Consider the following 13,269-nt stretch of genomic DNA (forward strand, 5'->3'; position numbering starts at 1 on the left):
GCCTAACTGACCAGGCTGCGTAACGCAGTGATCTGCGGGATTTCGACCCGGCGCATATACACCCGCAGCGGCTCGGTGATGTTGATGCGGTCGTCGATGTTCTGGTCCAGCAGCAACTGGATGCGTTCGCGGGACAGGGTCATGGTCTGCTCCGGGGCCGGCAGCCAGACGAATTCGGCGGTGGGGATGATGCCGTCATCGGCCACGTCCATGCCGAAGGCGTCTTCGCTGAAACGTACGATGTACTGGCCCGTCTTGCGGTTGAGGCCAACAAACCCGTGGAGTTGGTCGGCGGCCTGGCAGATAAGCTCGGAGGTGATGCGCATGGTAAACCTCACTGAAAAGTCCCACAGGGACTGGAAAGATGGTTTACACGCGTGGCGAAAGTACTGCCCTCTGACGGGGCAGCTTGGCGCAAGAGTACTGCAATGCATCCCCTAAAAACCCGAAAAACTTTGGCCGTGCGCACGTTAATGTCGGTTTGGTGATAGCGCCTTTCGCAATCACTTGTTAAAAAGGAGGCCTTCTCAAAGCTACCTCCACGAAAGGACTTCGCATATGCCTGTCACGTTTACCAAGAGCGCCCTGCTGCTCGCCCTGATGCTCGGCCTCGGCCAGGCACATGCGCAAGACCCGATCAGCCCGGCTGAATTGGCGACTAACGAAGGCATCCCCTACCCTGCCGTGATCGCCCACCGTGGCGCCTCCTATGACGCCCCCGAGTCCACCGCCGCCGCCTACAAGGTCGCCCGCGACCTGGGTGCCGATTACCTGGAAATGGACCTGCAGCGCAGCAAGGACGGCGTGCTGTTCGCCCTGCACGACAACAACCTGCAGCGCACCACCGACGTGGCCACCAAGTTCCCCGACCGCAAGGACGCCCCGGCCAACGAATTCACGTGGAAAGAATTGCAAACCCTCGACGCCGGCAGCTGGTTCAACGCCGCCTACCCGGACCGTGCGCGCCCAGGTTTCGTCGGCCTGAAAATCCAGAGCCTGGACGACATCATCAAGATCGCCGAAGGCAACCCGCAACACAAACCGGGCCTGTACATCGAGACCAAAGAACCCAAGCAATTCCCAGGCATCGAAGCCGACCTGAAGAACAAGCTGCTGGACAAAGGCTGGCTGAGTTCGGCCGGTTCCAAGCTGGGCAAGAGCAACACCGGCGTCGGCCAGGGCAAGGGCCGCGTGGTGCTGCAAACTTTTGAAGTGGCAAGCCTCAAAGCGCTGCAGAACGAAATGCCCAACACCCCGAAAATCCTGCTGTTGTGGGTGGGTGAAGGCAGCATCGAGCCGAAAAACAAGCAGACCTTCGCGGAGTCCGGCGAAACCACCAAGGCCGCGTATTACGCCAAGCAAGAGCCGAAGGATGCTGCCGAGTTCGAAAAATGGGTCGACGAAGCCAAGAGCCTCGGCGCCATCGGCACCGGCCCTTCGGCTGAGCTGACCGCCCATGGCGACCAGAGCTACACCGACCTGGTGAAACCCGAAATGAACAAGCTGACCCACGACAAAGGCCTGCTGGTGCACGTGTATACCGTCGATGAGCCGGTGGACTTCGACAAGGTGATGAAAGCCGGCGTCGACGGCATCTTCACCAACCGCGCCGCCGAACTGCTGAAGTTCTACAAGCGCTGGCCGTCGTCCAGCGTGCAGGATCTGTTGAACGACTATAAGTACTGAGTCAACGGCCTGATCCTCGGGGCGCTGGGACGCATAGAGGCCAGTCGCTAACTGTTTCATCCGAGTCTCGCTTTTACAGGAGGCTCAAGCCTGAAAGCCTGAGTGTTAATCGGATTGAACAAACGGCGTAACGGCTTGAACTAATTAAGGATGAATTAAGTTGCACTGGCTAACCTGATCCCACTTAAACAGCTCACCGAAGAAGGACACACCATGAAAACCCTGACTACGTTGTTCGCCGCTACCGCCCTGACCCTGACCGCCGGCCTGGCCCAGGCTGATGTTCGCCCGGACCACATCGAAGGCCTGCTCAAGTCCGGCGCAGTGATGCCTTTCGAGAAACTCAACGCGGCCGCTGTGGCCAAACACGCCGGTGCCACCATCAATGACACCGAGCTGGACCACAACAAAAGCGGCGTACTGGTCTACGAAGTTGACCTGACCGACACCACCGGCAAGAAGTTTGAAGTGAAACTCGACGCCAAGACCGGCGCCGTGCTGGAAGACAAACTCGATACTTGAGTGATCGCCTCACATAAAAACCGCGCTACCTTTGGGTAGCGCGGTTTTTTTATGCCTGCGGGTAGGAAAACCCTCCCTCTAACGAATGAAATAACACCTACAGCGCACAAGGTCGCTAAAATCCCACTCATTGGCCGGGGCATAACGCTCACCACCTTACGGATCGAGAGTGCTGCATGGGGCAAAAAGCCGCCGACATCGCCACCATTGGCAGAATCAGTGCCGTCCCCGCGATGCTCAAAGTCATCAGCGATATGACCGGCCTGCGCTTTGCCGCCGTCGCGCGGGTAACCGACGACACCTGGACCGCCTGCGCCGTGCTCGACCAACTGGACTTCGGCCTTGGGGTGGGCGGTGAGCTGGACCTGGCCACCACGATCTGCCACGAGATTCGCGGCTCCCACGTGTCCGTGGTGATCGACAAAGCCAGCGAAGATCCGGTCTACCACGACCACCACACCCCGCGGCTCTACCAGTTTGAAAGCTATATTTCGGTGCCGGTGTTCCGCACCGACGGCAGATTCTTCGGCACCATCTGCGCCCTGGACCCCAACCCCGCCCATCTGCGCAGCAGCAGTATCCAGAGCACCATGGAGTCGTTCGCCCGGGTGCTGTCCTTGCAAATCGAAGCCGAAGAAGCCGCGCATTACACGCAAGCGCAATTGCAGGAAGAACGCGGCACCGCCGAATTGCGCGAGCAATTCATTGCAGTGCTCGGCCACGACCTGCGCAACCCGCTGTTCGCGATCAACTTCGCTGCGGAACGGCTGCTGCGCAAATTCCCCGACCCGGCCACCGACACCCTCGTACGCCATATCCTCACCAGCGGTCGCCGCGCCGCGCAGTTGGTCGAAGACCTGCTGGACTTTGCCCGTGGCCGCCTGGGCAGCGGTATCCCGCTGAACATCGGCGATTGCCAGGGTTTGCAGGAGGCATTGCAGCATGTGGTCTCGGAAGTACAGAGCGTGCACCCGCAACGGGTGATCCAGGCGGATATCGGCGACCTGCAGGGCGTGAGCGGCGACCGCGATCGCCTGGCGCAGTTGCTCTCCAACCTGGTGGCCAATGCCATCCATCATGGTCATCACGATGGACCGGTGGAGGTCACGGCAAAAATCGAACAGGGTCGTTTCAACCTGAGCGTGAAAAACCCCGGACAGATTGACGCCCAAGCCTTGCCCCGGCTGTTCGAGCCCTACTCGCGCCCCGCCAAGGACACCCCCCAGGCCGGTCTGGGACTGGGGTTGTACATCGTCAAGCAGATTGCCGACGCCCATGGCGGTGAATTGAGCGTCTCCACCACCGCTGAGCACGGCACCGTGTTCACGTTCAGCCTGCCAACGGCCTGATCAGGCGCCGAGGCGCGCCGTCACCTCGTTCAACTCGCTCGACAACCCGCGCAGGTTGTGGCTCGCCGCTTCGGTCCGCTTGACGTTGTCGAGGTTGGCCGTCGCCACCGTGGTGATCTGCGTGATATTGCGCGAGATGTCCTCGGCCACCGACGTCTGCTCCTCGGCCGCCGTGGCAATCTGGCGATTCATGTCACGGATGGCCTCGACGGCCTGGGTGATGTGCGCGAGCATGGCGCCGGCCTGGGTGACCTTCTCCACACTGTCATCGCTGCACGACTGACCGCTCACAATCGCTTGGGCCGCATCCACCGCGCCGGTCTGCACCGCCTCGATAATCCCGTTGATCTCGATGATCGACGCCGCCGTGCGTTGCGCCAGGCTGCGCACTTCATCGGCCACCACCGCAAAACCGCGGCCGGCTTCGCCTGCGCGCGCGGCCTCGATGGCGGCGTTCAGTGCCAGCAAATTGGTCTGCTCGGCGATGCCACGAATCACTTCCAGCACCTTGCCGATGCGCACGCTATCGGTTTCCAGACGACGGATGATGGTGCCGGTGTTGAGGATCTCGTTGCGCATCTGACCGATGGTCGCGATGGTGACCTTCATCACTTCGCCGCCTTCACGGGCCGAGTGGTCCGCCTCGTCGGCCGCACGGGAAGCACTGGCGGCGTGGCGCGCGACTTCCTGGGCGGTGGCTGACATTTCGGTCATGGCCGTGGCCACTTGGTCGGTGCGGTTGAATTGATCGCTGGTGCCGGTCGCCATCTGCCCGGCGATGGCATTCAGTTCGCCGCTGGCACCGACCAGGTCGGTGGCGCTGCGCTGCAAGCGGCTGAAGGTTTCGGCGAGGAAGTCGCGCAAGGTATTCGCGGCAGCGGCCAGGTGGCCCAGCTCATCCTGGCGCCGGCTGGCCACGCGCTCAGCGAAGCGACCGTGGCTCAGTTGCGTCACATAGTCGATCAGGCTACGGATCGGCAGGATCAAATTGCGGTTGATCAGCCACAGGCTGAACAGGCCGATTAACACACCGGACAGCAACATGATCGCCAGGCCCACCAGCACGGTGCGCTCGGCGTAGGCACTGATGGCCTTGGATTGCTGGCTGCCTTGTTCGCGCAGGTCACTGACCAGCGCGCTCATCTGCTCACTCGCGGCGCGATCCACACCCTTGACTGCGGTGTCGCCGACGGTTGCATCGCCACCCGCCGCCACGTAGGCATCGCGGCCCTTCTGGTAGGCCACACCCAGTTGCTGGTGTGCCTGGCGCAGGGTTTCGATGCGCTGGTTCAGGGCCGGGTCGCGGGTGGTCTGGGTGACCAGACGCGCGAGGATGCCTTGCACATCGCGTTGGCGGTCCTGGAACTGACCCCAGTATTTCTCCATGTCCTGCGGCTGCTTGCCGCGCAGCAACACGTTTTTCCATTCCTGCACCTGCACCTTGAATTGCAGGTTGGCCTCGTCGATCAATTGTGAGGTCAGCAATGGCCCATCGATCAAACTGCGGTAACTCTGCACCCCGTTGGACAGGAAATTGAAACACGCCAGGGCGATCAATAGCATCGCCAACAGGCTGCCACCGAGCAGCGAAAGGATTTGTGCTCTCAAGGAGGTTCGCAAAACATTCATCGGGGAAAAGCCTCGATACAAGGAAGTGGTGCATGCACGCCGTTAACTTCCCTGTCATCAAAAGCACCGCCGGTCCACAGCGGTTGCTAATGCTTTGGATCCGCCGTGCTAGAGGCTTCTTGAACGGTTCCTGACAAGAGGTCAAATAAATGTCACCGCAACGAAATAAATCGCAAGCCGTCACAAAACTGTCAAATTCCCTTGCAATGATTCGCTACGCGCCCTGTGAAACGTCCTACAGGCCTTTTCTCTGCGAGCCCTCATGAACCACAGCATCGACCACAGCCACCAGGACTCCGACCTGTTTGGCTTGCTTTACGGTTTCCGTTTCCGCCCCGGTGAAAAGGGTGAGCAAATCGATTCGGCCACGGCGCTCCAGGCGCTGCAACAACCGGCCGACCCGGATGAGTTTTTGTGGCTGCACCTGAACCTCGCCCACGCGGCGTGCGAGCGTTGGATGCAGGCACACCTGGATTTGCCGGAAGAATTTTTCGAAGCCCTGCATGAAGGTTCACGCTCCACGCGTATCGAACACGTCGACTCGGCCTTGTTGGCGGTGGTCAACGACGTGGTGTTCAATTTCAGCAGCATGGTGTCGTCGGATATTTCTACGCTGTGGGTTTGCGCCCGCAGCCGCCTGCTGATCAGCGCGCGCCTGCAACCGCTGCATTCGGTGGACAAGTTGCGCTCGTCGGTGAAAGCCGGTGAAAGCTTTCGCTCGCCGCTGGCGTTGCTGGTGCACCTGCTGCGCGACCAGGGTGAAGTGCTGACGCAGATCGTGCGCAAGACCAGCATCAGCGTCGACCATATCGAAGACCAGTTGCTGTCTTCGCGCCTGTCCACCAACCGCGCGGAGCTTGGTGCCGCGCGCCGGGTGCTGGTGCGCCTGCAACGCCTGCTGGCGCTGGAACCGGGCTCGCTGCTGCGCCTGCTCAACCGGCCGCCGCAGTGGCTGCAGAAGGAAGACGTGAAGGAATTGCGTAAATCCACCGAGGAGTTTGCGCTGATCATCAACGACCTGATGGCCTTGGGTGAGCGGATCAAGCTGTTGCAGGAAGAGATCGCCGCCAACCTCAACGAGCAAAGCAACCGCACGCTGTTCACCCTCACCGTGGTGACGGTGTTGGCATTGCCGATCAATATAATCGCCGGTTTTTTCGGCATGAACGTGGGCGGTGTGCCACTTTCGCAGGACCCTGAAGGCTTTTGGATATTGGTGGCGTTGGTGGCGACCTTTACCTTGATTGCCGGGCGATGGGCCTTCAGGAAGCGCAAAGACTACTGAACTGGAACGCAGTTGACATGTGAGAGGGGGCTTGCCCCCGATAGCGGTGGATCAGGCAGTTTGTCTTTAGCTGACCTACTGCAATCGGGGCAAGCCCCCTCCCACATAGGTTCTGCGGCGTATACAGGATCAGCGGCTATCCCAATTCCATCAAACACTGACCTATGGCAGCATCTCTGTAACATTCTGCAATGACTATGAACGGCATCCTCACAACACTGGATGCTCCGGCATGGCCACCCCTTCCCTGACTGCCTCCACCCACACCTCAGTTGCAGACCCCAAACCCAGGCTGGACAAAAAACCCAGCCTGGTGACGGTGATCATCTTCTTCGCCGTGCTCGCCATGGGGCTGTTGTTCACCGCTTACAGCCTGATGCATGACATGCATGAAATGGGCGCCCAACTCACCACGTGGACGCCGTTTTTGCTGCTCGGCGTGGCGCTGTTGATCGCCTTGGGTTTCGAGTTCGTCAACGGCTTCCACGACACCGCCAACGCCGTGGCGACGGTGATCTACACCAACTCGCTGCCGCCGCATTTCGCGGTGGTGTGGTCGGGCTTTTTCAACTTCCTCGGCGTGCTGCTGTCGAGCGGCGCGGTGGCGTTCGGGATCATTGCGCTGCTGCCGGTCGAGCTGATTTTGCAGGTGGGTTCGTCGGCCGGTTTCGCGATGATCTTCGCCCTGTTGATCGCCGCGATCCTGTGGAACCTCGGCACCTGGTGGCTGGGTTTGCCGGCGTCGTCGTCGCACACCCTGATCGGCTCGATCATCGGCGTGGGCGTGGCGAATGCCTTGATGCACGGGCGTGACGGCACCAGCGGCGTGGACTGGAGCCAGGCGATCAAGATCGGTTACGCCTTGCTGCTGTCGCCGCTGATCGGCTTCGCGTTTGCGGCCATGCTGTTGCTGGCCCTGCGCGCCTTCGTCAAAAACCGTGCGCTGTACAAGGCGCCGAAAGGCGACACCCCGCCGCCATGGTGGATCCGCGGCATGCTGATCGCCACCTGCACCGGCGTGTCCTTCGCCCATGGCTCCAACGATGGGCAAAAAGGCATGGGCCTGATCATGCTGATCCTGGTCGGCACCCTGCCGATGGCCTACGCGCTGAACCGCACCATGCCGGCCGAGCAGTCGTTGCAGTTCGCGGCCGTGGCCGAAGTCACCCAGGTCGCCCTGGTGAAAAGCGCACCGCAACCGCTGAGCGGCGATCCGCGCCCGATTCTCTCGACCTACGTGCGCACCAAGGAACCCACTGCAGAACTGGTGCCGGCCCTCGCGGCCCTGGCCGGGCAGATCGGTGAGGAAGTCAAAGGCTACGGCTCCCTGGCCAAAGTGCCTGCCGAAGCCGTCGGCAACGTGCGTAACGACATGTACCTGAGCAGCGAAACCATTCGCCTGATGGACAAGGGCAAGGTCGGCAATTTCGACGCCGATACCCAAGGCAAGCTGCAACTGTTCAAGCAACAGATCGACAATTCCACGCGTTTCATTCCGCTGTGGGTCAAGATCGCCGTGGCAATCGCCCTGGGCCTCGGCACCATGGTGGGCTGGAAGCGCATCGTGGTGACCGTGGGTGAAAAGATCGGCAAGACCCACCTGACTTACGCCCAAGGCGCCTCGGCTGAAATGGTGGCAATGCTGACCATCGGTGCGGCGGATATGTATGGGTTGCCGGTATCGACGACGCATGTGTTGTCGTCGGGCGTCGCGGGGACGATGGTGGCTAATGGCGGTGGGTTGCAGATGCGTACGATCCGTAACCTGGCGATGGCGTGGGTACTCACGTTGCCGGCGGCGATCCTGCTTTCCGGCAGCCTTTACTGGCTGTTCACCCAACTCTTCTGACACAAAACCAAAGCAAAAGTGAACAGAGAACCAAATGTGGGAGGGGGCTTGCCCCCTCCCACAGTTTTATCCAGCGAACAGTCCAGCCATCATCTTCAGGCGCTTCTTGTAGACACGCCGCGCCTCCAACGCCTCCTCCAGTGTCACCGCCACAAACCCCGCCCGCTGGTTCGGCTGCATCTGCCCGATCAAGTCCAGGTCGGCGCTGATCACGGTGCCAATCATCGCGTAGCCACCGCCCGACACCGCGTCCCGGTGCAACACAATCGGCTCCAGCCCGGCCGGTACCTGGATCGAGCCGATCGGGTAGCAACTGTCGACGATATTCGACGGATCCGATCCCGCGCCAAACGGCTGCTCCCGTGGCTGGAAGCTCAGCGCACTGCCGCCTTTGAAGCGATAGCCGATGCGGTCGGCTTCGGAACCCACGGTCCAGGGCTCGGCAAAAAAGCTGCTTTTGGCCGCAGCGGTCAGGCGCTCGTAATACAGGCCAGGCACCACACGCAGGGTCACATCGCCACCCACCGACCGGCGCAACGCCATCGGCAGGCTGTTGCCCGCACGGCCCGTGCCGCTGGGTTCGCCGACGGGCAATTCATCGCCTGCCTGTAAGCGTCGACCGTGAAACCCGCCGAGTGCGCCAAGGGTATAGGTGGAGCGACTGCCGAGCACCAGCGGCACGTCAATGCCACCCGCCACCGCGAGATAGGTGCGCGCGCCGGCCTTGGGAAACTCAAAGCGCAAGACCTGCCCGGCGCGCACCTGGAATGCAGTGTCCTGATGCACGACTTCACCGTCCAGGCGCGGCGACATCAAGGCGCCGCTGAGTGCCACCAGCGCGTCCTGCTGAAACTCAAGCTCGGGGCCGATCAGCGTGCATTCCAGGCCCGCCGCGCCCACCGGGTTGCCCACCAGGTGGTTGGCCGCACTCAGTGCGTACTGGTCCAGTGCGCCCGACGGCGGGATGCCCAAATGGTAATAACCTTCGCGGCCAAGGTCCTGCACGGAGGTGGCGAGGCCGGGTTTGAGGACCTTGATCATGCCAGCGCCTCCTGCAGGGTTTTCGGATAGCCGATGGGGTCGGCGAGAAAGGCGTCGAGGGAAAACTCCACCGGACGGATGCGCAAGTCGAAGCGTCCTGCGTCCACCTCGGCGACGGCAAGATCGTAAGCGTCGCGGTCCATGGGTTTGAACTGCACGATGTCACCGGGGCGGAAGAACACCATGTGTTCCTTGAGGTACGCCAATTGCTGCGCCGGGTCGTAGATGGGCGCCGGGGTCACGCCGAACATCTGGTAACCGCCGGCACCGCGCACCGAGTAGATGCAACCAAAACAGCCACCATGGCCGAGGGTCAGCTTCGGTGTATCGGTGCGCGGCCGCAGGTACTTGGGCACCTGTAATTGGCGCTCGCGCTCGACCATCTGGAACATGAACGGCAAGCCCGCGACAAACCCGACCATCGACACAAACCACGGTGCGCCGCTGTGGGCGGCGATAAACGCATCGACATCGGCCAGGCCATTGATGCGCGCGGCGTACTCCAGGTCGGTGCCGCTGGGGTCTTGATGGCGGTCGCGAAAACGCATGAGCGTTTCATGGGTCCAGGGGTCGTTGTAGAGCACCGGGATTTCGATGATGCGCGTGTGCAAGGTGCGCTCGGCCACAGCCTGGGCTTCGGCAGTCTGCACCGCATCGAGCAATACATGGGGGGCAATGCGGTCGGGGTCGAAGCGAATCTGGAACGACGCATTGGCCAGGCACACATCCAGCACGCCTTCGAGCGCCAGGCGTTCCACGGCGCGTGTCACCGCCATGCCTTTGAAAAAGGCCTCCAGGGACATGCTGTCACTGACCTCGGCAAACAGGTGTTCATCACCGCCGAAGCTGTAGCGGATGGGGGACATTTCAGCCATGTCTGTTCCTCTTGGAATCATTGTAGAAAGGCAGGCGAAAAAAAATGTTCAGGGCGTTTCTTGTTGTAGTGACTGGGCTTGCTGTGGTGAACACCCTTGTTGTGGTGAGCGGGCTTGCTGTGGTGAACAAGCTTGTTGTGGTGAGCGGGCTTGCCCCGCGCTGGGCTGCGAAGCGGCCCCAGTAAGACCACCGCGTAGTGTCAGGCTACACGCGGCGTCGGGTATAGGGGCGGCTTCGCCACCCAGCGCGGGGCAAGCCCGCTCACTACAGAAACCCATTCGTTACCACGATTCCTGCTTGATCCAGGGCTTCGCGGGTGGCTTCTACCAACTCAAGCGCACCGGGCGTGTCGCTGTGCAGGCAGATGGAATCGAATTCGATAAACACGTCTTCGCCTTCTACGGTGCGCACCAGACCGGTCTGGCACGCACGCAAGACTCGCGCAGCGACCGTTGCCGGATCCAGCGCCCGGACCTGGCGGGTAAACACGATGGAGCCGCTGAGATCGTACTCACGGTCAGCATAAAACTCGCGCACCACCGGTTGTCCCAGTTCCGTGGCAACCCGCCAGATCACCGAATTGGGCATGCAGTAGAGCAACAGCGTCGGCTCGAGGATTTGCAGGTTCTGCACCAGCAACCGCGCCGCTTCTTCATCGCGGGCGAGGTGCATATACAGCGCGCCATGGGGTTTGATGTGTTGCAGGGTCATGCCCTGGGCCCGTGCGATTTCACGCAGGGCGCCGAGCTGGTAGAGCATGTCGTCGACCAATTCCTGAGGCGGCGCGTTGATGTGGCGACGGCCAAAGCCGACCAGGTCCCGAAAGCCCGGATGCGCGCCGATGGCCACGCCCAATTGCTTGGCACGCTCGACCGTACGACGCATGGTGCCGGGGTCGCCGGCGTGAAAGCCGGTGGCGATATTGGCCGAGCTGATGTACGCCATCAGCTCCGCATCCACACCGTCGCCGATGGTCCAGGGGCCGAAGCCTTCGCCCATGTCCGAATTGAAATCCACTGCCTGCATCGAGGTCGCTCCGCCTAAGTGATGCTGGAAAAGTAGGCTGCGGCTTGACCCCTTGGGAAGATCTATTATCAGATGGCCCATCTTCTGAAAATCAGATAGCCCTACGTTTTGGAGAGGCCGATGTCCCTGACCCTGCGCCAAGTCCGCTACTTCGTCGCCACCGCCGAAATCGGCCAGATTTCCCAGGCGGCCATCCACCTGAACATCTCCCAGTCGGCGGTGACTACGGCAATCAAGGAACTGGAAGCCATGCTCGGCGTGCAGTTGTTCGTGCGCTCGGCCCAAGGCATGAACCTGACCGACGCCGGGCGGCACTTTCTCAACCGCGCCTATGTGATTCTGCGCAGCGTCGATGACGCGCTGAACAGCCCGCTGCCCGACTACCGCGCCAGCGGCGTGCTGCGCCTGGCCGCCAGTTACACGGTACTCGGCTACTTCCTGCCGCACCACTTGCAGCGCATGGAACACTGGCACCCGGACGTGACCATCGAGGTCTTCGAGCAGGAGCGCCAGGCCATCGAGCACGGTTTGCTCGACGGCCAGTTCGACATGGCCGTGGTGCTCACCGCCAACCTCACTCACCCGGATATTGTCTCGGAAATCCTGTTCAATTCGGAACGCCGCCTGTGGCTGCCCAGCCATCATCCCTTGTGCGAACGTGGCGCCGTGAGCCTGGCCGATGTGGCCCGCGAGCCCTACATTTTGCTCACCGTCGACGAGGCCGAACACAGCGCCATGCGCTACTGGGAACAGGCCGGGCAAACGCCCCAGGTGCGGCTGCGTACCAGCTCGGTGGAGGCGGTGCGCAGCATGGTCGCCAACGGCAGCGGCGTGGCGATCCTGTCGGACCTGGTGCATCGGCCCTGGTCACTGGAAGGCAAGCGCATCGAAACCCTGACGGTGACTGACCCGGTCACGCCGATGAGCGTGGGCCTGGCCTGGCACCGCGAGCGCACATTCACCCCGGCGATGCAGGCGGTACGCGATTACTTCCACGATGCATTCCTGGCCCCGCAGCAATTATCGGCGCGGCGTTAGAGCTGGGATTGCAACGTTGCCGCCAGCCAATCCATGAACACCCGCACGCGTTGCGGCAGGTGCCGTTGGCCCGCGTAGAGCAGTGATACATCCAGCGCTGGCGCGGGGTAATCCGGCAGCACTGCGACCAGTTCACCGCTGGCCAATAAATCACCGATGCCCAAGGCCGGCACCTGAGTAATCCCGAAGCCCCCCAGGCACGCCGCTTTGTACGCATCGGTGCTGTTGACCGTCACGCGCCCGGCCATGGCAATACGCTGCACCTTGTTGCCCTGCACGTATTCAAACCCCGCCGAACGCGCGCCCAGTGGTCGCACGTAATGCACCAACTGATGCTGCGCCAGGTCGGCCAGGGTCTCGGGCACGCCATGACGTTGCAGGTAGGCCGCGCTCGCGCAGTTGATCATCGGCAGGCTGCACAACCGCCGTGCCACCACCGTCTGGTCCGGCTGTGCGCCGACCCGCAACACACAATCAAACCCTTCGGCGAGCAGGTCGACCTGGCGGTCGGTGGTGCTGATTTCCAGCTCAATCAACGGGTGCGCATCCATGAATGGCGGCAGGCGCGGCAGGATCAATTCCCGCGCCATCATATTGGGCATGTCCACTCGAATACGCCCGCTGAGTTGCGCTTCATCCTGGCGAAACAGCCCCTCCAGCTCCTCCATGTGCGACAGCAAATCCTTGCTGCGCTCATACAGCACACGTCCGTCCTGAGTCGCCTGCACCGTGCGCGTAGTGCGCTGCAACAGGCGCGCGCCGAGCAGTTCCTCCAGCGCCTGCACGTGCTCGGACACGGTTGAGCGCGGCAAGCGCAGGCTCTCGCCGGCCTGGGTAAAACTCGACAGTTCGGTGACGCGCACGAAGGTGCGCAGCAGCTCAAGTTTGTTCATGGGATTGTTCGCCTCATCCGGCCAGTGATTCCGGTATAGCGCTGTTTATCACGATATGGCCGGACAAATAAACTG

The 13,269-nt window shown here is 61.6% G+C and carries 12 protein-coding genes; 6 read left to right on the forward strand and 6 right to left on the reverse strand.

The genetic code is table 11. The annotated features are described in order from the left end of the window. Positions 1–2: 2 nt before the first annotated feature. Entirely contained in the window at positions 3–326 is a 324-nt protein-coding gene (locus tag BM403_RS12785; RefSeq protein ID WP_015885502.1) for a DUF2025 family protein, read from the reverse strand. A 232-nt stretch (positions 327–558) separates the two neighbouring features. On the opposite strand from BM403_RS12785, the gene BM403_RS12790 reads away from it, so the two are divergent. The 3 genes from BM403_RS12790 to BM403_RS12800 all read left to right on the forward strand — a co-directional run bounded on the left by BM403_RS12790 (position 559) and on the right by BM403_RS12800 (position 3,557). Next, complete coding sequence (locus BM403_RS12790) at positions 559–1,686, forward strand: glycerophosphodiester phosphodiesterase family protein (RefSeq protein WP_046036456.1); 1,128 nt, start codon at positions 559–561, stop codon at positions 1,684–1,686. Positions 1,687–1,899: 213 nt separating this feature from the next. Beyond that, positions 1,900–2,208 (forward strand): PepSY domain-containing protein, encoded by a 309-nt coding sequence (locus tag BM403_RS12795; RefSeq protein ID WP_015885504.1) that lies wholly within the window; start codon positions 1,900–1,902, stop codon positions 2,206–2,208. 176 nt (positions 2,209–2,384) lie between these two features. Further along, on the forward strand, positions 2,385–3,557 hold the full coding sequence (locus tag BM403_RS12800; protein WP_046036457.1) for a GAF domain-containing sensor histidine kinase: 1,173 nt from the start codon (positions 2,385–2,387) through the stop codon (positions 3,555–3,557). On the opposite strand, the gene BM403_RS12805 is transcribed toward BM403_RS12800, so the two are convergent. Beyond that, entirely contained in the window at positions 3,558–5,186 is a 1,629-nt protein-coding gene (locus BM403_RS12805; protein WP_015885506.1) for a methyl-accepting chemotaxis protein, read from the reverse strand. 262 nt (positions 5,187–5,448) lie between these two features. Between BM403_RS12805 and BM403_RS12810 the strand changes: the two genes are divergently transcribed. Together BM403_RS12810 and BM403_RS12815 are read left to right on the forward strand one after the other, a co-directional pair. Continuing rightward, a complete protein-coding gene (locus BM403_RS12810; protein ID WP_015885507.1) occupies positions 5,449–6,471 on the forward strand; it encodes a transporter in 1,023 nt (340 codons plus the stop codon). A 232-nt stretch (positions 6,472–6,703) separates the two neighbouring features. After that, complete coding sequence (locus tag BM403_RS12815; protein WP_064053680.1) at positions 6,704–8,320, forward strand: inorganic phosphate transporter; 1,617 nt, start codon at positions 6,704–6,706, stop codon at positions 8,318–8,320. A 66-nt stretch (positions 8,321–8,386) separates the two neighbouring features. Here BM403_RS12815 and BM403_RS12820 read toward each other — a convergent pair whose 3' ends face one another. From BM403_RS12820 to BM403_RS12830, 3 genes are all read right to left on the reverse strand, one after another. Next, on the reverse strand, positions 8,387–9,361 hold the full coding sequence (locus BM403_RS12820) for a 5-oxoprolinase subunit C family protein (protein ID WP_093543134.1): 975 nt from the start codon (positions 9,359–9,361) through the stop codon (positions 8,387–8,389). Further along, positions 9,358–10,236, reverse strand: coding sequence for a 5-oxoprolinase subunit B family protein (locus BM403_RS12825; protein WP_043205785.1), 879 nt, complete (start codon positions 10,234–10,236; stop codon positions 9,358–9,360). The genes BM403_RS12820 and BM403_RS12825 overlap by 4 nt, the downstream gene beginning before the upstream one ends. A 265-nt stretch (positions 10,237–10,501) precedes the next feature. Then, entirely contained in the window at positions 10,502–11,263 is a 762-nt protein-coding gene (locus BM403_RS12830; RefSeq protein WP_015885511.1) for a 5-oxoprolinase subunit PxpA, read from the reverse strand. Between the two features lie 120 nt (positions 11,264–11,383). Here BM403_RS12830 and BM403_RS12835 point away from each other — a divergent pair, with 120 nt between their 5' ends. Continuing rightward, positions 11,384–12,301 (forward strand): LysR family transcriptional regulator, encoded by a 918-nt coding sequence (locus tag BM403_RS12835; RefSeq protein WP_046036460.1) that lies wholly within the window; start codon positions 11,384–11,386, stop codon positions 12,299–12,301. Here BM403_RS12835 and BM403_RS12840 read toward each other — a convergent pair. Continuing rightward, positions 12,298–13,194: a LysR family transcriptional regulator gene (locus BM403_RS12840; RefSeq protein ID WP_093543136.1), complete on the reverse strand. Its 897-nt coding sequence runs from the start codon at positions 13,192–13,194 to the stop codon at positions 12,298–12,300. The two genes, BM403_RS12835 and BM403_RS12840, sit on opposite strands and share 4 nt — an antisense overlap. Between the last annotated feature and the right edge of the window lie 75 nt (positions 13,195–13,269).

Source organism: Pseudomonas sp. OV546, assembly GCF_900116845.1.
In the GTDB taxonomy this organism is placed as follows: Bacteria; Pseudomonadota; Gammaproteobacteria; order Pseudomonadales; family Pseudomonadaceae; genus Aquipseudomonas; species Aquipseudomonas petroselini.